At 59.1% G+C, this 19,470-nt stretch carries 16 protein-coding genes; 2 read left to right on the plus strand and 14 right to left on the minus strand.

The features are described 5' to 3' along the window. Nucleotides 1-54 precede the first annotated feature (54 nt). The 6 genes from narI to HBA26_RS12355 all read right to left on the minus strand — a co-directional run bounded on the left by narI (nucleotide 55) and on the right by HBA26_RS12355 (nucleotide 8,946). The gene (gene narI / locus HBA26_RS12330; RefSeq protein WP_022648214.1) at nucleotides 55-735 is read right to left on the minus strand and encodes a respiratory nitrate reductase subunit gamma; all 681 of its coding nucleotides are present in this window, start codon (nucleotides 733-735) and stop codon (nucleotides 55-57) included. Continuing rightward, the gene (gene narW / locus HBA26_RS12335; RefSeq protein ID WP_166720911.1) at nucleotides 732-1,427 is read right to left on the minus strand and encodes a nitrate reductase molybdenum cofactor assembly chaperone; all 696 of its coding nucleotides are present in this window, start codon (nucleotides 1,425-1,427) and stop codon (nucleotides 732-734) included. Before narW ends, narI begins: the two co-directional genes overlap by 4 nt. Beyond that, a complete protein-coding gene (gene narH, locus HBA26_RS12340; RefSeq protein ID WP_041909817.1) occupies nucleotides 1,427-2,971 on the minus strand; it encodes a nitrate reductase subunit beta in 1,545 nt (514 codons plus the stop codon). Before narH ends, narW begins: the two co-directional genes overlap by 1 nt. Next, nucleotides 2,968-6,708, minus strand: coding sequence for a nitrate reductase subunit alpha (locus HBA26_RS12345; RefSeq protein WP_063942411.1), 3,741 nt, complete (start codon nucleotides 6,706-6,708; stop codon nucleotides 2,968-2,970). The genes narH and HBA26_RS12345 overlap by 4 nt, the downstream gene beginning before the upstream one ends. Before the next feature lie 67 nt (nucleotides 6,709-6,775). Then, complete coding sequence (locus HBA26_RS12350) at nucleotides 6,776-8,161, minus strand: NarK family nitrate/nitrite MFS transporter (RefSeq protein ID WP_048958773.1); 1,386 nt, start codon at nucleotides 8,159-8,161, stop codon at nucleotides 6,776-6,778. 209 nt (nucleotides 8,162-8,370) lie between these two features. Beyond that, nucleotides 8,371-8,946, minus strand: a complete 576-nt coding sequence (locus tag HBA26_RS12355; RefSeq protein ID WP_028013266.1) for a TetR family transcriptional regulator — start codon at nucleotides 8,944-8,946, stop codon at nucleotides 8,371-8,373. Nucleotides 8,947-9,063: 117 nt separating this feature from the next. Here HBA26_RS12355 and HBA26_RS12360 point away from each other — a divergent pair, with 117 nt between their 5' ends. Further along, nucleotides 9,064-10,551 carry an MFS transporter gene (locus tag HBA26_RS12360; RefSeq protein WP_126345497.1) on the plus strand — a complete coding sequence of 496 codons (1,488 nt, stop codon included), beginning with the start codon at nucleotides 9,064-9,066 and terminating at the stop codon, nucleotides 10,549-10,551. Between the two features lie 66 nt (nucleotides 10,552-10,617). On the opposite strand, the gene HBA26_RS12365 is transcribed toward HBA26_RS12360, so the two are convergent. Genes HBA26_RS12365 through HBA26_RS12395 form a run of 7 tightly spaced genes read right to left on the minus strand, consistent with a single transcriptional unit; the run spans nucleotide 10,618 to nucleotide 17,068 of the window. After that, nucleotides 10,618-11,844: a Zn-dependent hydrolase gene (locus tag HBA26_RS12365; protein ID WP_126345498.1), complete on the minus strand. Its 1,227-nt coding sequence runs from the start codon at nucleotides 11,842-11,844 to the stop codon at nucleotides 10,618-10,620. Next, entirely contained in the window at nucleotides 11,841-12,323 is a 483-nt protein-coding gene (locus HBA26_RS12370; RefSeq protein ID WP_028013263.1) for an L-2-amino-thiazoline-4-carboxylic acid hydrolase, read from the minus strand. The genes HBA26_RS12365 and HBA26_RS12370 overlap by 4 nt, the downstream gene beginning before the upstream one ends. 17 nt (nucleotides 12,324-12,340) lie before the next feature. After that, nucleotides 12,341-13,498 carry a branched-chain amino acid ABC transporter substrate-binding protein gene (locus HBA26_RS12375; RefSeq protein WP_041909827.1) on the minus strand — a complete coding sequence of 386 codons (1,158 nt, stop codon included), beginning with the start codon at nucleotides 13,496-13,498 and terminating at the stop codon, nucleotides 12,341-12,343. A gap of 28 nt (nucleotides 13,499-13,526) precedes the next feature. Then, entirely contained in the window at nucleotides 13,527-14,246 is a 720-nt protein-coding gene (locus HBA26_RS12380) for an ABC transporter ATP-binding protein (RefSeq protein ID WP_126345499.1), read from the minus strand. Next, nucleotides 14,239-15,006: an ABC transporter ATP-binding protein gene (locus HBA26_RS12385; protein ID WP_126345500.1), complete on the minus strand. Its 768-nt coding sequence runs from the start codon at nucleotides 15,004-15,006 to the stop codon at nucleotides 14,239-14,241. The genes HBA26_RS12380 and HBA26_RS12385 overlap by 8 nt, the downstream gene beginning before the upstream one ends. Continuing rightward, entirely contained in the window at nucleotides 15,003-16,109 is a 1,107-nt protein-coding gene (locus tag HBA26_RS12390) for an ABC transporter ATP-binding protein (protein WP_028013259.1), read from the minus strand. The genes HBA26_RS12385 and HBA26_RS12390 overlap by 4 nt, the downstream gene beginning before the upstream one ends. Before the next feature lie 8 nt (nucleotides 16,110-16,117). After that, the gene (locus HBA26_RS12395; RefSeq protein ID WP_045260595.1) at nucleotides 16,118-17,068 is read right to left on the minus strand and encodes a branched-chain amino acid ABC transporter permease; all 951 of its coding nucleotides are present in this window, start codon (nucleotides 17,066-17,068) and stop codon (nucleotides 16,118-16,120) included. 170 nt (nucleotides 17,069-17,238) lie between these two features. Between HBA26_RS12395 and HBA26_RS12400 the strand changes: the two genes are divergently transcribed. Next, the gene (locus HBA26_RS12400) at nucleotides 17,239-18,183 is read left to right on the plus strand and encodes a LysR substrate-binding domain-containing protein (RefSeq protein WP_047368617.1); all 945 of its coding nucleotides are present in this window, start codon (nucleotides 17,239-17,241) and stop codon (nucleotides 18,181-18,183) included. Nucleotides 18,184-18,237: 54 nt separating this feature from the next. Here HBA26_RS12400 and HBA26_RS12405 read toward each other — a convergent pair whose 3' ends face one another. Continuing rightward, nucleotides 18,238-19,347: a porin OmpC gene (locus HBA26_RS12405; RefSeq protein ID WP_028013256.1), complete on the minus strand. Its 1,110-nt coding sequence runs from the start codon at nucleotides 19,345-19,347 to the stop codon at nucleotides 18,238-18,240. Nucleotides 19,348-19,470 lie beyond the last annotated feature (123 nt).

The following is a 19,470-nucleotide window of genomic DNA, read 5'->3' on the forward strand; positions in this document are numbered from 1 at the left end:
GGCCTACGGGAGTGTGAACGTAGGTCGGGTAAGGCGTAGCCGCACCCGACAAAATCAACGGCGCGATCTCACCACCTGATACCGACGGGTAAAATACTCAAACGGCGCGCTCCACACGTGTACCAGACGGGTGAACGGGAAGATGAGGAAGATCGTCATCCCCAGCACCAAATGCACGCGGAAGATCGGCGCGACGCCGCTCAACATCTCCGACGAACCCCCCTTAAACGTCACGATCCCCTGCGCCCAGCCGACCAGCTTCATCATCTCGCTTCCGTCAGGATATTGCGCGGAGAAAGGAATGGTCGACAGCCCGAGGATGCACTGAAGCAGCAGGATACTCATGATGATAATATCCGGCGTGGTGGACGTGGCGCGTACCCGCTGGTTGAAGAGGCGGCGGATCAGCAGCATTGACCCACCAATCAGCGTCAGTACGCCGCAAATGCCTCCCGCAATCATGGCCAGCTGCTGTTTAACCGCGACGGGTAAAAACCAGGCGTACATCCAGTGCGGGGTTAACATGCCGAACAGGTGCCCGAAGAAGATCCCCAGAATCCCGATATGAAACAGGTTAGAGGCCCAGTTCATCCCGCGCTTGCTGAGCATCTGGCTCGATGAGGCCCGCCAGGTGTATTGCCCGTAGTCGTAGCGCAGCCAGCTGCCGAGGAAAAAGACGGTAGCACAGATATAGGGGTAAATATCATAGAAAAACACGTTCAGGTAATGCGTCATTTTGGGCCTCCGGCGCTGACGTTCACGTACTGCGGCGCGACGTCCTGGCTAAAGCGTCGTTGATATTGCTGCATCGGCGAACTGTCGCACGATGTGGCGTTGTCTTCGATAAACTTCACCTGTTCCTCTTCCCACACGGCGTCCAGCGCCTGACGGGTATCATCCCGTTTTTCACCGGACACCTGCTTCGCCACGCTGTCGCTGGAAAGACGTGTACCGGCCATCGTCAGCAAGGCGTCAAACAGCTGGTAATGCGCCACGCCGCGCTGCTTGAGGCGACCACCAATCAGCGCCAGGATCGGCGCGACATTTTGCAATCCTTCACGCGCCTCGTCGTCGGTGACGAGGCTGAGGTATTCCAGGTAGAGCGGCAGATAGTCGGGCAGCTCGCGGCAGTCCAGCTCCAGCCCGGCTTTCTCATACTGGCTCATCAGATCGACCATCGCCTGACCACGATCGCGGGACTCGGCGTGAACGTGCTCGAACAGCAGCAACGACGTTGCGCGCCCGCGTTCAAACACTTCGCACCATTCGGCCTGTTTATCCAGCAGCGGGGCGCTCAGGTGCTGCCGGGCAAACGGCAGCAGCATGGGCGCGTCCTGCTCAACCAGGGAAAGCGCCTCATCGCGGTTTTCCCACAGCAGCTCATCGGGATACTCAATCAGCAGCGCGATGATTTTAAGGATCTGCATTATTCTCCCTCCCCGTGTTCGCGCACTTCGGTGATGTTAATCGCGTCGATGCGGCTGCTGTTGAAGAGGTTGAATTTGGTGTCGGAGCCGTGGCAGCCGTCGCCAAAGGTGAAGCCGCAGCCGTTTTTCTCCGGGAAGGCGTCGCGCGCCATTTCGCGGTGGCTGGTCGGGATCACGAAGCGATCTTCGTAGTTAGCGATGGCGAGATAGCGGTACATCTCCTCAACCTGCGCTTCGGTCAGGCCCACTTCCTCAATGGCGCGGGTATCGGTCACGCCTTCCACGGTCTGGGAGCGTTTATAGTGACGCATCGCCATCATGCGCTTCAGGGCGCGCAGCACCGGGCCGGTATCGCCCGCGCTGAGCATGTTTGCCAGGTACTGCACCGGAATGCGCAGGCTTTCCACGGCAGGCAGGACGCCGTCACTCTGCGGCAGGCCGCCCGCATCCGCGTAGGACTGAATCGGCGACAGCGGCGGCACGTACCAGACCATCGGCAGGGTGCGGTATTCCGGATGCAGCGGCAGGGCCAGTTTCCAGTCCATCGCCATCTTGTAGACCGGCGAACGCTGGGCGGCATCAATCACGTTCTGCGGGATGCCCTGTTTCAGCGCTTCCTCAATCACCGCCGGATCGTTCGGGTTGAGGAACACGTCACACTGGCGCTCGTACAGATCTGTTTCATGCTCGGTGCTGGCGGCCTCTTCAATACGGTCCGCGTCGTACAGCAGCACGCCGAGATAACGGATGCGTCCGACGCAGGTTTCCGAGCAGACAGTCGGCTGGCCGGACTCAATGCGCGGGTAGCAGAAGATGCATTTTTCTGACTTGCCGCTTTTCCAGTTGAAGTAGATTTTCTTGTACGGGCAGCCGCTGATGCACAGGCGCCAGCCGCGACATTTATCCTGGTCGATCAGCACAATGCCGTCCTCTTCGCGCTTGTAAATCGCGCCGCTCGGGCAGGTGGCCACGCAGCTCGGGTTCAGGCAGTGCTCGCACAGGCGCGGCAGATACATCATGAAGGTGTTTTCAAACTGGCCGTACATCTCCTTCTGGATCTTCTGGAAGTTGCGGTCGCGGGCGCGCTTTTCGAACTCGCCGCCCAGCAGTTCCTCCCAGTTTGGCCCCCAGACGATTTTGTCCATCCGCTTGCCGTCGATCAGCGAGCGGGGGCGGGCGGTAGGGAGATGCTCCCCCTCCGGCGCGCGGTGCAGATCCTGATAGTCAAAGGTGAAGGGTTCGTAATAATCGTCAATCTGCGGCAGGACGGGGTTGGCGAAAATCTTCGACAGCACGCCCATTTTGCCACCGAGGCGCGGGGTCAGCTTGCCGTGAATGCCGCGGATCCATCCGCCTTGCCACTCCTCCTGATCTTCCCAGTTTTTCGGGTAGCCAATCCCCGGTTTGGTCTCCACGTTGTTAAACCACGCATACTCCATCCCTTCGCGCCCGGTCCAGACGTTCTTGCAGGTGACCGAGCAGGTGTGGCAGCCGATGCATTTATCGAGATTCAGAACCATGCCAACCTGTGAGCGTATTTTCATTTTTTCGCCTCCTGTACCTGATCCCGACCTTCGCCGTCCAGCCAGTTAATATTTTTCATTTTGCGGATCATGATGAACTCGTCGCGGTTCGAGCCGACGGTGCCGTAATAGTTGAAGCTGTACGCCAGTTGGGCATAGCCGCCGATCATGTGCGTCGGTTTTGGGCAGACGCGGGTGACCGAGTTGTGGATCCCGCCGCGCCGTCCGGTCACTTCTGACCCCGGAATGTTCAGGATGCGCTCCTGGGCGTGGTACATCATGGTCATGCCTGGCGGCACGCGCTGGCTGACCACCGCGCGGGCGGTGAGGGCGCCGTTGGCGTTGAAGGCTTCGATCCAGTCGTTGTCCTCTATGCCCAGCTCGCGGGCGTCGGTTTCGCTGATCCAGACGATGGGCCCCCCGCGCGACAGGGTCTGCATCAGCAGGTTTTCGCTGTAGGTGGAGTGGATGCCCCATTTCTGGTGCGGCGTCAGGAAGTTCAGCGCTTTTTCCGGGAAGCCGTTCGGCGGGATCTCGCGCATGTGGGTCACGCTGCGGGTATCAATCGGTGGGCGATAGGCCACCAGGCTCTCCCCGAAGGCGCGCATCCACGGATGATCCTGATACAGCTGCTGGCGGCCCGAAAGGGTGCGCCACGGGATCAGCTCGTGGACGTTGGTATAGCCCGCGTTATAGGAGACGTGCTCGCTCTCAAGGCCGGACCACGTCGGGCTGGAGATGATTTTGCGCGGCTGCGCCTGAATGTCGCGGAAGCGGATTTTCTCGTCTTCCTTGTTCAGCGCCAGATGGGTGTGGTCGCGCCCGGTCAGTTCCCCGAGCGCTTCCCAGGCCTTCACCGCCACCTGTCCGTTAGTTTCCGGGGCGAGGGCGAGGATAACCTCCGAGGCGTCAATGGCGGTTTCAATGCGCGGGCGGCCTTTCGCCGGGCCGTCGAGCTTGACGTAGTTCAGCTTGCCGAGGAAATCGACCTCGTTCTGCGTGTTCCACGAAATGCCTTTCCCGCCGTTGCCGAGCTTGTCCATCAGCGGGCCGAGGGCGGTGAAGCGTTCGTAAGTTTCCGGGTAGTTACGCTCGACCACCGCGATGTTCGGTGCCGTTTTACCGGGGATCAGGTCACATTCCCCTTTGCGCCAGTCCTGAATATCAAACGGCTGCGACAGCTCCGCCGGGGAGTCATGCTGCAGCGGCTGGAGCACCACGTCGGTTTCTGTGCCCAGATGGCCAACGCACACCTCGGAGAAGACTTTGGCGATGCCTTTGTAGATCTCCCAGTCGCTGCGCGATTCCCACGCCGGGTCAACGGCGGCGGAAAGCGGATGAATAAACGGGTGCATGTCCGAGGTATTCATGTCGTCCTTTTCATACCAGGTGGCGGTCGGCAGGACGATATCGGAGAACAGGCAGGTGCTGGACATGCGGAAATCGAGCGTCACCAGCAGGTCGAGCTTGCCCTCGATGGCGGCGGTTTGCCACTCCACCTCTTCAGGCTTCACGTCATCCGTTGAGCCTAAATCTTCACCCTGAATGCCGCTCTCGGTGCCGAGCAGGTATTTCAGCATGTACTCGTGGCCTTTCCCGGACGAGCCGAGCAGGTTAGAGCGCCAGACGAACAAGTTGCGCGGGTGGTTCTTGCCGTTGTCCGGCTGTTCGCAGGCGAAGCGGATATCGCCCGATTTCAACGCCTGAACGGTGTACTCCTGCGGCGTCATGCCCGCCGCGTCCGCACGCGCCTTGACATGCAGCGGGTTGAGGTTGAGCTGCGGGGCCGACGGCAGCCAGCCCATGCGCTCGGCGCGAACGTTAAAGTCGATCAGATGTCCGGTGAACTTCGACGCGTCCGCCAGCGGGGAGAGCAGCTCCTGCGCAGTGAGCTTCTCGTAGCGCCACTGGCTGGCGTGGTTGTAGAAGAACGAGGTGCTGTTCATCTGGCGCGGCGGGCGGTTCCAGTCCAGCGCGAAGGCCAGCGGCAGCCAGCCGGTTTGCGGGCGGAGCTTCTCCTGGCCGACATAGTGGGACCAGCCGCCGCCGCTCTGCCCGACGCAGCCGCAGAAGACCAGCATATTGATCATCCCACGGTAGTTCATGTCCATGTGGTACCAGTGGTTTACCCCGGCACCCAGAATGATCATCGAGCGACCGTGCGTTTTGTGCGCCGTGTCGGCGAACTCGCGGGCAATTTTTTCGATCAGGTACGCGGGCACGCCGGTGATCTGCTCGCCCCAGGCGGGCGTGTAGGCTTTGATCTGGTCATAGCTGTCTGCGGCGTTACTGTCTTCCAGGCCGCGATCGAGACCGTAGTTAGCCAGCACCAGATCGTAAACGCTGACCACTCGCTTCTCGCTGCCGTCGGCGAGCGTCAGGGTTTTGCTCGGCACGCGGCGCGTCAGCACCGGCTCCTGCTTCACGCTGCGAAAATGCGGGTTTTCGTTGCCGCCAAAGTAGGGGAACGCGACGTCCGCCACGCTGTCGTGGGTAATCAGCAGGGAGAGTGTGAGTTCTGTTTCATGGCCCGCAGCCTGAGGCTCCAGGTTCCATTTGCCTTTTTCCCCCCAGCGGAAGCCGATCGAGCCGTTTGGCACCACCAGGTTACCGGCGATATCGAAGGCGACGGTCTTCCACTCTGGGTTATTGGCCTCCCCCAGTCCGTCGACGAGATCGGAGGCGCGCAGCATCCGGCCCGGCACCACGCGACCGTCAGCCTGCTCGTCCAGCAGCACGAGCATCGGCATGTCGGTGTAGCGGCGGCAGTAGTTAAGGAAGTAATCGCTCGGGTTATCGAGGTGGAACTCTTTGAGGATGACGTGGCCCATCGCCATGGCGAGGGCGCTGTCGGTGCCCTGTTTGGGGGCCAGCCACTGGTCGCTGAGCTTGGCGACCTCCGAGAAGTCCGGCGTAATCGCAACGGTCTTGGTGCCTTTGTAGCGCACCTCGGTAAAGAAGTGGGCGTCCGGAGTACGCGTCTGCGGCACGTTCGAGCCCCAGGCAATGATATAGCTGGAGTTGTACCAGTCGGCGGACTCCGGCACGTCGGTCTGCTCGCCCCAGGTCATCGGCGACGCCGGCGGCAGGTCGCAGTACCAGTCGTAGAAGCTCAGGCAGGTGCCGCCCAGCAAGGAGAGATAGCGCGTTCCGGCGGCGTAGGAGACCATCGACATCGCCGGAATAGGCGAAAAACCGGCCACGCGGTCCGGGCCGTAGTTTTTGATGGTCCAGACGTTAGCGGCGGCGATCAGCTGGTTCAGCTCTTTCCAGTTTGAGCGGATAAACCCGCCTTTACCCCGCGCCTTCCTGTAGCTTTGCGCCTTTTGCGGATCGTTCTGGATGGCATCCCAGGCCAGCACCGGATCGGTATGCTGCGCCAGCGCCTCGCGCCAGAGCTCAATCAGCCTGCGGCGCACCAGCGGGTACTTAAGGCGGTTGGCGCTGTAGAGGTACCAGGAGTAGCTTGCACCTCGCGGGCAGCCGCGCGGCTCGTGATTGGGCAGGTCAGGGCGGGTGCGGGGGTAGTCGGTCTGCTGGGTTTCCCAGGTCACCAGGCCGTTTTTGACATAAATCTTCCAGCTACAGGAGCCGGTACAGTTTACCCCGTGGGTGGATCGCACAATCTTGTCGAACTGCCAGCGCTGGCGGTAGCTGTCCTCCCAGTCGCGGTTGGTGTGATACACCTGCCCGTGCCCATCGGCGAAACTGTCGCCTTTTGTTTTGAAGTAACGGAAGCGGTCCAGCAGTTTGCTCATGACATTTCTCCTGCTTCGATAGCATGGCCGGAGTGCGATGCATCACGCTCCGGCGAAGATGTAGTTTTTATTTTTTTGAGGATTTACGGCCATACACCAGCCAGGTGACCAACACGCAGACGATGTAAAACACGAGGAAGACCTTCATGGCCCCAACCGGCGATCCGGTCATCGCCAGCGAGGTGCCAAAAGCTTTGGGAATGAAGAACCCGCCAACGGCACCGATGGCGGAGATAAAGCCCAGCGCGGCGGCGGTCTCCGTCACCGCTTCATGCTGCGCCTGTTCGTCCGTGCCGCCCTGCTTCTTGACGCGGTCGAGGGTGATTTGGCGAAAGATAATCGCGATCATCTGGAAGGTCGAACCGCTGCCCAGCCCGGCGGTGAGGAACAAGCCCATAAAGACCAGGTAGAAGGCGATAAAGCTGCCGGAGCCAGAGCCGGGGAGCGTCAGGAAGATCAGGGCGCTGAAGATAGCCATAAAGACGAAGTTAATCAGCGTGACGCGCACGCCGCCCAGCCTGTCAGAGACCATCCCGCCCGCCGAACGCGCCAGCGCGCCGATCAGGGGGCCAAAGAAAGCGAGGTGCAGGATGTTCACGTCCGGGAACTGGGTTTTCGACAGCATGGCAAAGCCTGCCGAGAAGCCGATAAACGAGCCGAAGGTAGCAAGATAAAGCAGGCTCAGCAGCCAGAGGTGAAAGCGCTTTAGTACCGGCAGTTGGCTGGCGATAGAGGCTTTAGAGCTGGCGATATCGTTCATGCCAAAAAACGCCGCAAGGGTTGCCAGCAGCAGCAGCGGCGCCCAGACCCAGGCCGCATTGGCCAGCCACATCGTTGAGCCGTCCTCCTGCGGTACGCCGTGCACGCCGAGGAAGGTAAACATTGGCAGGAAAATCACCAGCGGAGCAAACAGCTGCATCACGCTGACGCCCAGATTTCCCAACCCGCCGTTGATGCCCAGCGCGCTGCCCTGTCTGGCCTTCGGGAAGAAGAAGCTGATGTTACCCATGCTGGAGGCAAAGTTGGCCCCGGCAAAACCGCAGAGCAGGGCAATCACGATAAAGACCCAGTAAGGTGTCGCGGTGTCCTGAATGGCTATCCCCAGCCAGACGCAGGGGATAATCAGGATAACGGTGCTCAATACCGTCCAGTAGCGTCCGCCAAATATTGGCACCATAAACGAGTAGGGGACGCGCAATATCGCGCCAGAGAGTGAAGGTAATGCCGTTAGCATAAAAAGCTGATCGGTGGTGAAATTAAATCCGACTTTATTCAGATTGACCGCAACGGCGCTAAATAACATCCACACGCAAAACGCTAATAGCAGGCAAGCTACAGAAATCCATAGGTTTCTTCGTGCGATATGTTTTCCTTTATTCTCCCAAAATTGCGCGTTTTCAGGTTTCCAGTTACTCAACAGATGGGGATTACTTTTATCACTTTGTTGCGACATATCGCCCTCTTGCTTACCATGTTTGAGAGAAAAATGAAGTAAAAACAAAAAGATGATTAAAGAAGTGTAATTGGTTTTTTGGGATGCTTTGGGATACATCTGAAAGGATAGATAAAAAAGCGAACCCCCGAGATTAGAATGAAAATAAGGGCTCGCTTAATGTGTTACTAATTGTAACATTTTCCGTAATTTATACTCCGGAAGGAGTATTAAAACAATTCCAGCGTGATAAGTTTGTCGAGATGTTTATTAAATGCCGCATCGTCCATTTCAGGCATATTTAATACGGTGATCCCATCCAGGCCACAAACCAGCCCTATTAAACGCCAGGCGATATTTTCCGCCCGATCGGTAAGCGTGAACGCGTTGGCATCAGCCCCGGCGCGGATAATCGCCACGGTTTCCTGATGCCACATCTCCATGGTGAGGACATAAGCCGCTTTGATCTCGGGATCACGGCTGGCGAGAATTTGGGCTTCCCGCCAAAGGCGAATGTAAGGTTCAAGCCCACCGTCGTCACTGCCGAGCATGCTGTGCAACCGTTCCCGCCAGCCGGCGTTTTCACCCACCACGTCGGCATCCAGCAGCTCGCGGATCACGCGCACAAACGCCAGCGATTTTAACTCGCCGCCGGAGGCAAAGTGGTGGTGGACCTGCCCGGTCGCGACGCCCGCTTCTGCGGCAATGCGCCGTACCGTCATGGCTGCCAGCCCCTCGGCCAGCGCCACGCGCATCGCGGCCTGTAAGATCGCTTCCCGCCGCTCTTCCTTGCTCAAATAGCGCATTTTTTCTCTACTCTCAATAAGACCGAAACGAGTGTAACAAAAAGCTGGACAGTCGTTCAACTTTACGTAGGATCGGATTCTGGACATGTGTCCATTTTTAAAATGAAAAGGAAATTTATGTTTCGTCAGTGGTTAGCGTTAGTAATTATCGTGCTGGTGTACATCCCGGTGGCGATTGACGCGACGGTGCTGCACGTGGCGGCGCCGACATTGAGCATGACGCTGGGTGCCAGCGGAAACGAATTGTTGTGGATCATTGATATTTACTCGCTGGTGATGGCGGGGATGGTGCTGCCGATGGGTGCCCTGGGTGACCGCATTGGCTTTAAACGCTTGCTAATGATCGGCAGCACGCTGTTTGGCCTGTCGTCCCTGGCGGCCGCGTTTGCACCGTCGGCAGGGTGGCTGATAGCGGCGCGCGCCTCGCTGGCGATCGGTGCGGCAATGATCATTCCGGCTACGCTTGCGGGGATCCGCACGCTGTTTACCGACGCGAAAGATCGCAATATCGCGCTCGGCGTCTGGGCGGCAGTGGGTTCCGGCGGGGCGGCGTTTGGTCCGCTGATTGGCGGTATGCTGCTCGAGCATTTTTACTGGGGATCGGTGTTTTTAATCAACGTGCCGATTGTGCTGGTAGTGGTGTCGCTGGCCGCGCGTTTTGTGCCCCGTCAGCAGGGCCGACCGGAGCAGCCGCTGAATATCAGTCATGCCATCATGCTGATTGTGGCGATTTTGCTGCTGGTCTACAGTGCCAAAACCGCGCTCAAAGGCGTCCTGTCGCCGTGGCTGGTTGCCTCCGTGCTGGTGACCGGCTCGGTGCTGCTGTTTATCTTCGTGCGTATTCAGCTTCGCGCCCGCGTGCCGATGATCGATATGCGCCTGTTCTGCCATCGCATCATTCTGAGCGGCGTGGTAATGGCGATGACCGCCATGATTGCCCTGGTCGGGTTTGAGCTGCTGATGGCCCAGGAGCTGCAGTTTGTTCACGGCTTTACGCCGTTTGAAGCGGGTATGTTTATGCTGCCTCTGATGGTCGCCAGCGGGTTCAGCGGGCCGATCGCGGGCGTGCTGGTTGGGCGATTAGGGCTACGCATCGTCGCGGCGGGCGGCATGGGGCTCAGCGCCGTCAGCTTTATTGGCCTGTCGATGCTCGACTTCAGCACGCAGCAGTGGCAGGCGTGGGGGCTGATGGTGCTGCTCGGCTTTAGCGCCGCAAGCGCGCTGCTGGCCTCGACCTCCGCCATTATGGCTGCCGCGCCGAAGGAGAAAGCCGCTGCCGCAGGGGCGATTGAAACCATGTCCTATGAACTGGGCGCCGGGCTGGGGATCGCTATTTTTGGTCTGCTGTTGACCCGCAGCTTCTCGGCGTCCATTGATCTGCCGCAGGGGCTGAATGCCTCGCTCGTCGATAAAGCCTCGTCATCCATTGGTGAAGCGATGAAGGTGGCGCAGGAGCTGACGCCGTCCCTCGCGGAGCCGGTGATTGAGGCGGCGAAAAGTGCGTTTATTACCTCCCACAGCGTGGCGCTGGGGAGTGCGGGCGGAATGCTGCTGTTGCTGGCAGTGGGGATCTGGTTTAGCCTGGCGAAGGTGCCGAAGCCGTAAAACACGCCCGGTGACGCTGCGCTTACCGGGCCTACGGGCGCGGTTGTCCGAGTCGCGCCACCCGGTTTATTTTTCCTGGGCCGCGGACAGGACGCTGTGCAACAGCACGTTCGCCCCTTTCTCCGACCACTCTGGCAGGATCCTTTCCGCTTCGTTATGGCTGATGCCCTTCACGCAGGGAATAAAAATCATGCTGGCAGGGGCAATTTTGCTCACATAGCAGGTGTCGTGTCCCGCGCCGGAGACCATCGGTTTCGCCGAGTAGCCCAGTTCCGCCACGGCCTTCTCCGTGCGGGCCAGACATTCGGCATCAAACGCGATGGGCGCGTAATCAAAGATGCGCTCAACGACAGCCGCCACCCCGCGCAGGCTCAGGCTTTCAGCCACCTTATGCAGCGCCGCCTCCATGGCTTCCAGTGCCGTCAGCGCCGGATGGCGAAACTCCACGCTGCAGACCACCCGAGACGGCACGACGTTGCGCGAGTTTGGCGTAACCTGCGCCATACCGATCGTCGCACGTCCGTCCGGCGCGTGCCGATAGCCAATCTCCTCCACCTTCAGCGCCAGCTCCGAGAACGCGGTCAGCGCGTCGCGTCGGCTGTGCATCGGCGTGGTGCCCGCGTGGGCGGCAAACCCGTCCAGCGTCAGGGTAAACCAGCGCTGGCCCATTGCCGCGCGGACTAACCCGATATCCAGGGCTTCATCTTCCAGAATCGGGCCCTGTTCGATGTGCAGCTCGTAGCAGGCGTGAACCGGAAACGCGCGGGCAGGGGCTTCACCCCGGTAGCCGATGCTTTCCAGCGCTTCACCCACGCTGATACCGTCGCTATCCGCGCGGGCATGGGCGTACGCTTCGCTAAATTGCCCCGTCCAGACCCCTGAAGCGAGCATGGCTGGCGCAAAGCGCGCGCCTTCTTCGTTGGTCCAGTTGACCAGCACGATGTCACGCTCCGTCTCAAGGTGATGGTCATTGAGGGTGCGCAGCAGCTCCAGCCCGGCCAGCACGCCGTAAACCCCGTCGTAGTTCCCTCCCAGCGGCTGGGTATCCACGTGCGAACCGGTCATGACCGGCGCGAGTTGCGGGTTTTTCCCCGCGCGGCGGATAAACATATTGCCCATGCTGTCGACGTCACAGGTAAAACCGGCGTCCAGCGCCCAGTCGCGCAGCAGGTTACGCGCAATACGATCTTCCTCGCTCAGTGCCAGACGGGTCACGCCACCGGCGGGCGTGCCGCCGATCTGCGCCATCATCTCAAGCGTTGACCACAGCCGTTCGGCGTTGACGCGGATCATGGCTTGTCCTTACCGCTGCGGTAGCGGAAATCACAGCACGCACCGCCCTGCATAATGGTCGTGGTGCGGGTTAGCTCTACGTCCGGCGCATAGCCAACGATGAATTTCTCATCGCGCGCGCAGGAGAGCAGATGACCAATCTCGCCCAGCCCCATCTCGTGGTACATCTCCGCGTAGCGACAGCGGGTCACGTTGTAGTTGTACTGCTGGTCGTCAGCGTCGATCACCTTCACGTCCAGGGCGTTATCTTTCTCCCACAGATACTGCAGGGCGATAAAGCTCTTGATGTTCGCGCCGTTGGGTTCTTTGCTGGCAAACCCTTTACCAGCATCAATCGCGGCCTGCTCAATGGCCTCGCCAATCACCGCCTGGGCGCGGGCTTTCCCTATCTCGCGCACCAGGATTTCATAAATTGGCTTAATAATTTCAGCTTCAATTTTGCGGCGGGCGAGAATGCCCAGCTCATTATTATCACTCATCACATTGCCTCGCTGCGTTACTTCGCTTTTGCGCCGCCCAGCACGGTCTGCGGCTGCCATTTGCCGTCGACAACCTTATAGACCGTGAACGACGGCGATTTCAGGTTGCCCTCTTTATCAAACGCGATCTGTCCGGTAACGCCGGAATAGCTGATGGCGCGCAGGGCGGGCAGATAGTCTGATGGCTCAACGGAGTCTGCTTTTTCCATCGCCGCAACCAGCACGCGGGTGGCGTCATAGGCGAACGGGGCGTGCAGTTCGATATGAGTGTGGTAGCGGGCCTGGTAGGCCTGTTCGAATGCCTTTCCACCCGGCATCTGGTCAACGGGCAGGCCCGGCTCCAGCGCCACAACGCCTTCGCCTTCTTTCTGCGCCAGCTTCAGGAACGTCTGGCTGACGAATCCGCCTGCGCCCATTAGCGTGGCATTCATGCCCAGCTGTTTAATGCGGCGAGCCAGCGGTGCGGCCTGGCTGTCGACGCCGCCGAAGAAGATCAGATCGGCGTTTTTACTGCGGATGGCGGTCAGCACGGCGCTGAAATCGACCGTTTTGTCATCCACGTACTGACGGTCGACAATTTTCACGCCCTGGGCTTCCAGCGATTTAATAAACTGGTCCGCAAGCCCCTGACCGAAGGCGGTACGGTCGTCGATTACCGCAATGCGTTTGGCTTTCAGGGTGTTAACCGCGTACTGACCGGCGAGCTGGCCGCCGTCATCGTCGTGTCCCATCACGCGGAAGCTGGTATCAAAACCTTGTTGCGTATAGGCGTGACCGGTCGCGACCGGTGCCACCTGGGCGATGCCCGCATCGTGATAAACGCGGGCCGCTGGAATGCTGGTGCCGGTGTTCCAGTGGCCGACCACGCCCGCCACATCGCTGTCCACCAGACGCTGCGCGACGGCTACGGCAGTGCGCGGGTCAGACTGATCGTCTTCGGACTGCAGTTTGAAGGTGACCGCTTTGCCGCCGATGGTCGGATGCTGCTTGTTAATGTCGTCAATGGCCAGTTGCGCGCCGTTCTCCAGATCTTTCCCGATACGGGCGGACGGGCCGGTCAGCGGCCCCGCCAGGCCGATCACCACGGTTTCGCCGTCGGCGGCCCACGAGGACGTTGAGGCAAGACCGCCGAGCAGAATAGCGGCGCTGAGCGCACTGATTTTTACTGTTTTCATTGTATTTCCCTGATGTTGGCTGATGTGGTTAAACGGGCATTTCGCCCAAATAAATGTGTGCAATCTGGTCGTCGTTAAGCAGCGCTGTCGATTCGCCATGATGAACAATGCTGCCGCTGTCCATCACCCACGCGCTGTCGGTCACTTCCAGCGCGAGCCGGGCGTTTTGTTCGATCAGCAGCAGGGCGACGCCGCGCTCGCGCAGCCCGGCGATAACGGCAAATATGTTCTCGACCATCTTCGGGGCAAGGCCCATCGACGGCTCGTCGAGGATCAGCAGGCGCGGGCGGCTGAGGAGGGCGCGGTTAAGGGCCAGCAGCTGTTGCTCGCCGCCGGACAGCAGCCCGGCAAGCTGATGCTGGCGCTCGCCCAGACGCGGGAAGCGTTCAAAAATCTCGTTCATCTCGCGCTTAATGGTGACAGTGTCACGTCTGAGCCAGGCGCCCATCTGCAGGTTTTCCAGTACCGTCATGCGGGAGAAGATCCCGCGGCCCTCCGGAACCATGACCAGCCCGTCGCGAAGCAGGGTCTCCGGGCTCTGTTTGCGGACCGGCTTACCGTTGAATTCAATACTGCCGCTAAAGCTTTCCAGCCCGGTAATGGCGCGCACGGTGGAGCTTTTCCCCGCGCCGTTAGCGCCGATCAGCGTAGCCTGTTCGCCCTCGTGCAGGGTAAAGGAGACATCGCGTACGGCCTGAATGCCGCCGTAATGCACGTCCAGACGTTCTACCTTCAGTAATTCAGTCATGGGCGTTACCTCCAAGCCAGGCGGCGATCACTGCCGGATCGCGCCGCACGCTTTCCGGCGTACCGCTGGCGAGCGTTTTACCGTAATCAAGCACCGTCAGGCGATCGCAGATGCCCATCACCAGCTTGACGTCATGTTCAATCATCAGCAGGGTTTTGCCGTCATCGCGGATGCGGATGAGCAGCTCGCCGAGCGCCACTTTTTCCGCCGCGTTCATTCCGGCGGCGGGCTCGTCCAGCGCCAGCAGCAGCGGATCCGTCGCCAGCGCGCGGGCGATTTCAAGGCGACGCTGATGACCATAGGCCAGATCGCAGGCGCGATAGTGGGCGAACTGCGCAATGCCGGTATAGTCCAGCCAGTGCCAGGCCAGCTCGCGGGTCTGCTTCTCTTCGTCGCGGGCGTGTTTATGGCGGCTCAGCGCGGCCCACAGGCCGTTACGGGTGCGCACGTGGCGGCCCACCATCACGTTTTCCAGCACCGACATCTCGTTGAAGAGGCGCACGTTCTGGAAGGTGCGGGCAATCCCGGCGGCGGTGACTTTCTCTATGTGCTTTGGGAAGTAGGGCTTATCGGCAATCGAAAACTCACCGCTGTCCGCCGGATAAAGCCCGGTGATCAGGTTAAAGCAGGTGGTTTTTCCTGCGCCGTTGGGGCCAATCAGCCCGTAGATTTCCCCCCTGTTAACGGTAATCGAAACGTCATCTACGGCAGTCAGCCCGCCGAAGCGTTTTGACATGTTGCGTACGGTTAACAGGCTCATGCCTTCACCTCCTTGTGGCGTACCGGCCAGAGGCCTGACGGGCGCACCAGCATGACCAGCACCAGTGCCAGACCGTAAAACAGCTGGCGCAGCACTTCCGGGTCAATCAGTACCGTACCGAACAGCGCCTGCTGAACCGGCGCTGCCTGGCTGCGCAGCAGTTCCGGTAGGGCGGTAAGCAGTACCGCGCCCAGGATCACGCCCGGTATGTGCCCCATACCGCCCAGCACCACCATCGCCAGTACGGCAATGGACTCCTGCAGCGTGAAGGATTCCGGGGAGACAAAGCCCTGAAACGCGCCGAAAAGCGCACCTGCTATGCCGCCAAAGGAGGCGCCCATCGCAAAGGCGAGCAGCTTATAGTTACGCACGTTGATGCCCATCGCGCGGGCCACGTCTTCATCCTCGCGGATGGCGTGCCAGGCGCGGCCAATACGGGAATGCTGCAGGCGCAGGCAGACAAAAATAATCGCTACAATCACCAGCATCAGCAGGTAGTACCACAGCCACAGGGCGGGCACTTTGAAACCAAACCAGTGGTAGACGCCGCTAAACTTCAGGCCGAACAGGTTCAGCGTATCCACCCCGGTAATGCCCTTTGCGCCGTTGGTGATGTTTACCGGACGGTCGAGGTTGCGCATCAGGATGCGGATAATTTCGCCAAAGCCGAGGGTCACTATCGCCAGGTAGTCCCCGCGCAGCTTCAGCGTGGGCGCACCGAGTAAAATCCCGCACACTGCCGCCACGAGGGCCGCCAGCGGAATAATGAGCAGATACGAGGTGTGCAGCCCATCCGGGAACCAGACGCCGAGGATCGGAAACACCTCCAGCAGGTGTGGGGAGGCCATCAATGCCGCGAGGTAGGCGCCGACGGCGTAAAAGGCGATAAAGCCCATGTCCAGCAGGCCGGTATAGCCGACCACAATATTGAGCCCGAGCGCCAGCATGATGTAGAGCAGGGCGAAGTCGATAACGCGCACCCAGTAGTTGCCGCCGAGCTGCGTGGCCACCACGGGCGCAATCAGCAGCGCGAGGCAGAACAGGCTCATGCCTGACCAGAATTTGCGCGTCGTCGCCGGGGCCTGAATTTGAAGTGTTGTCATGGTAATCCTTACGCCCTGTGCGCCACGCGCTCGCCCAGCAGGCCAGCCGGACGGAAGACCAGCACCAGGATCAGCACCATAAAGGCAAAGACATCCTGATAGTTGCTGCCAAATACACCGTGGGTCAGTTCACCCAGGTAGCCTGCGCCCAGCGCTTCGATAATGCCGAGCAGGATGCCGCCAATCATGGCACCCCGAATGTTACCAATGCCCCCCAGCACGGCGGCGGTAAAGGCTTTTATCCCGGGCAAAAAGCCCATCGAGAAGCTGGCGTTACCGTAGTTGCTGGCCATCATTACGCCTGCCAGCGCGGCAAACGCCCCGCCAATGGCAAACGTCAGGGTGATAATGGCGTTTGGGTTAACCCCCATCAGCGTGGCCACGCGCGGGTTTTCCGCCACGGCGCGCATGCCGCGCCCCAGGCGGGTGTATTCCACCAGCAGCCAGAGCCCGGTCATCACCGCCAGCGCCAGCGCCACGGTGACAATACCGGTAACGGTCACGATGGCGGGAGGGTGCATTTCACTTCCTGACGTCACGGTAATCGGATCCATGGGCAGGATCTGCGGAAACATCAGCGGGTTGCGCGTCCAGATAATCATCGCCACGGTTTGCAGCAGGACGGAGACGCCGATACCCGAGATCAGCGGCGCCAGGCGCGGTGCGTTGCGCAGTCGACGGTAGGCAAAGCGCTCCACGGCCATGGCCAGCAGGGCGCAAACGGCCATGGCAATCATCAGGGCAACGCCGAGCTGCAACAGCAGCGGCATATGCGGGAAGGTGCTATTCAGGGCGTTAATGGCGGAGAGCGTGGTGAGCGCGCCGACCATCAGAATATCGCCGTGGGCAAAGTTAATAATGCGCAAAATGCCATACACCATGGTATAGCCCAGCGCGATCAGCGCGTAGATGCTTCCCAGCATCACACCGTTGATCAGTTGTTGTATGAGTGTATCCAACGTCTGTACCCGCAAAGTGCTCGTTCTGCGGCTACCATCCAATAAATGAATTAAATTGTAAAATATGCATCTATTATTTCTTATGATAAATAAATATTGTTTTATGTTTATGATTTAAATGAAAATAGTTAATGCCTGCTTTTGGGTAAAAAGCCTAAAGAAATCAACATATGAATAAAACAGAACAATTGGTGAGCCTGACGGCGTTTGCAGAGAGCCGCCTGGCAAACGATCCGCCGCTTCGGGCCGTACGTGCATTCGAGGCCATCGCCAGGCTGGGGAGCGTCACGCTGGCCGCGCAGGAGCTGGATATCTCTCCGTCGGCCGTCAGCCATCAGCTCAAGGTGCTCGAAGGATACCTGCAAATGCCGCTCACGGAACGTCAGGGACGCAGGCTGGTGCTGAGCCAGCACGGGCGGGAATATTACCGCTCGATCCGTGCGGCCTTTAACGTGTTGCGCCAGGCGACGGAGCACCTGGCGGAGCAGGCGCAAACGCGTCAGGTCACCATCAGCCTGATTCCGCTTTTTGGTATGGGGTGGTTTATCCCGCGCTTGCCTGCGTTCATGCGCGCCAATCCCCAAACCGAGATCAACGTGGTGTATGCCAATCACCGTAACTATCTGAGCGACGCGTCGGATATGTCGATTCGTTTTGGTAACGGGCAGTGGGCGGGGTATCAGAGTGAAAAGCTGATTTCCGGCCAGATGGTGCCGGTGTGCAGCCGCGCGTTTTTGCGCGTTCATGGCCATATCGACACGCCTGAACAGCTGCTGCAAATGCCGCTGCTGCACGATGAAGAACGTACTAGCTGGACGCAATGGTTTTTGTTGCAGGGGGTAAAACGTCCACTCCGGCGCAGCGGCCCGCTGTTTGAAGACGGGCTGTTGACGCTGGCGGGCGTTCAGGCAGGGCTGGGATGTGCGCTCATGCGGGAGCCGCTGATTGCGCCATATCTTGAGAGCGGCGAGCTGGTCAAGATATTTGACTTACCGATTGATGACGGGCGCGATTATTACCTCTGCGTGCGCTCAGATTCAGAGATGACCGAAGACGGCAAGCTGCTGCAAACCTGGCTGCGTCGGGCGGCAGGCGGGGAGTTGTCTGTCGGGTAAAAGCGGAAGATAAAAAAAGCCAGCGTGTTACGCTGGCTTTTGTAATGACAAATCTTAGAACTGGTAGGTCAGACCCAGCGCAACGATGTTGTCGGTACCGATACCTGCCTGGCGAGTGAACTGGTTGTCGTCCAGCAGGTTGATTTTGTAATCCACGTAGGTGGACATGTTTTTGTTAAAATAGTAGGTGGTGCCGACATCAATGTATTTAACCAGATCCTGGTCGCCGAAGTTCTCGATGTCTTTACCTTTAGACTGCAGGTAAGCGATGGATGGACGCAGGCCAAAGTCGAACTGATACTGAGCCACAACTTCGAAGTTTTGCGCCTTGTTTGCAAAGCCGTAGATGTCGCTGCGGTTACCGTTAGAGGTGCCGAAACGGGTTGCGTTATAGGTCTGAGAGTACTGCGCCGCGAGGTAAACGTTGTTCGCGTCGTACTTCACGCCGCCGCTGTACACTTCAGCGCGGTCGCCTTCACCGTATACGCCAGCCGCATTCTGGTCAGCGGTACGGCGAGAGGAAGACATTGCACCACCGACGCTGAAGCCTTCACCCAGATCGTAAGTCAGGGACGCGCCGTAGCCGTCGCCGTTCTGGTTCAGCAGGCTGCGGCCGTTGGTGTTTTCACCGCTTACGCTGCCGTTTTTACCCTGGTACTGCAGGGCAAAGTTCAGGCCGTCAACCAGACCGAAGAAGTCCTGGTTACGGTAAGTTGCCACGCCGTTTGCACGAGACTGCAGGAAGTTGTCGGCACCGTAGGTGTCACCGCCGAATTCTGGCAGAACGTCGGTCCAGGAGGTCACGTCGTAAATCACGCCGTAGTTACGACCGTAATCGAATGAACCGGCTTCAGCGAACTTCAGACCTGCGAAGGCCACACGGGTCCAGGACTGGTTGTCGCCTTCGTCCTTGTTACCCTGAATCTGGTATTCCCACTGGCCGTAACCGGACAGCTGGTCGTTAACCTGGGTTTCACCCTTGAAGCCGATACGCATGTAGGTTTTATCGCCGTCTGCGCCTGCGTCATCAGAGAAATAGTGCAGACCTGTCACTTTACCGTACAGATCCAGCTTGTTACCGTCTTTGTTATAAATCTCAGCTGCGTTTACAACGCCTGCTGCCAACATGGAAGTGACTGCCACTGCAACTAATTTAAGTTTCATCTTAAATATTCCTTATAATTTTTTTCAGTATTTCCTGAACCATCGCGAACGATTTCTAAACGAGGCTGTTCGTCAACGGCGTGCTATTTTTAAAAATCTTGTAGCTGTCTCTTATACACATCT

This window comes from Enterobacter sp. 725m/11 (assembly GCF_011683705.1).
Taxonomy (GTDB): domain Bacteria; phylum Pseudomonadota; class Gammaproteobacteria; order Enterobacterales; family Enterobacteriaceae; genus Enterobacter; species Enterobacter bugandensis.

Coding starts and splice junctions, on each gene's coding strand:
- narI (WP_022648214.1), bottom strand. CDS start 735: ATGACGCATTACCTGAACGTGTTTTTCTATGATATTTACCCCTATATC.
- narW (WP_166720911.1), bottom strand. CDS start 1,427: ATGCAGATCCTTAAAATCATCGCGCTGCTGATTGAGTATCCCGATGAG.
- narH (WP_041909817.1), bottom strand. CDS start 2,971: ATGAAAATACGCTCACAGGTTGGCATGGTTCTGAATCTCGATAAATGC.
- HBA26_RS12345 (WP_063942411.1), bottom strand. CDS start 6,708: ATGAGCAAACTGCTGGACCGCTTCCGTTACTTCAAAACAAAAGGCGAC.
- HBA26_RS12350 (WP_048958773.1), bottom strand. CDS start 8,161: ATGTCGCAACAAAGTGATAAAAGTAATCCCCATCTGTTGAGTAACTGG.
- HBA26_RS12355 (WP_028013266.1), bottom strand. CDS start 8,946: ATGCGCTATTTGAGCAAGGAAGAGCGGCGGGAAGCGATCTTACAGGCC.
- HBA26_RS12360 (WP_126345497.1), top strand. CDS start 9,064: ATGTTTCGTCAGTGGTTAGCGTTAGTAATTATCGTGCTGGTGTACATC.
- HBA26_RS12365 (WP_126345498.1), bottom strand. CDS start 11,844: ATGATCCGCGTCAACGCCGAACGGCTGTGGTCAACGCTTGAGATGATG.
- HBA26_RS12370 (WP_028013263.1), bottom strand. CDS start 12,323: ATGAGTGATAATAATGAGCTGGGCATTCTCGCCCGCCGCAAAATTGAA.
- HBA26_RS12375 (WP_041909827.1), bottom strand. CDS start 13,498: ATGAAAACAGTAAAAATCAGTGCGCTCAGCGCCGCTATTCTGCTCGGC.
- HBA26_RS12380 (WP_126345499.1), bottom strand. CDS start 14,246: ATGACTGAATTACTGAAGGTAGAACGTCTGGACGTGCATTACGGCGGC.
- HBA26_RS12385 (WP_126345500.1), bottom strand. CDS start 15,006: ATGAGCCTGTTAACCGTACGCAACATGTCAAAACGCTTCGGCGGGCTG.
- HBA26_RS12390 (WP_028013259.1), bottom strand. CDS start 16,109: ATGACAACACTTCAAATTCAGGCCCCGGCGACGACGCGCAAATTCTGG.
- HBA26_RS12400 (WP_047368617.1), top strand. CDS start 17,239: ATGAATAAAACAGAACAATTGGTGAGCCTGACGGCGTTTGCAGAGAGC.
- HBA26_RS12405 (WP_028013256.1), bottom strand. CDS start 19,347: ATGAAACTTAAATTAGTTGCAGTGGCAGTCACTTCCATGTTGGCAGCA.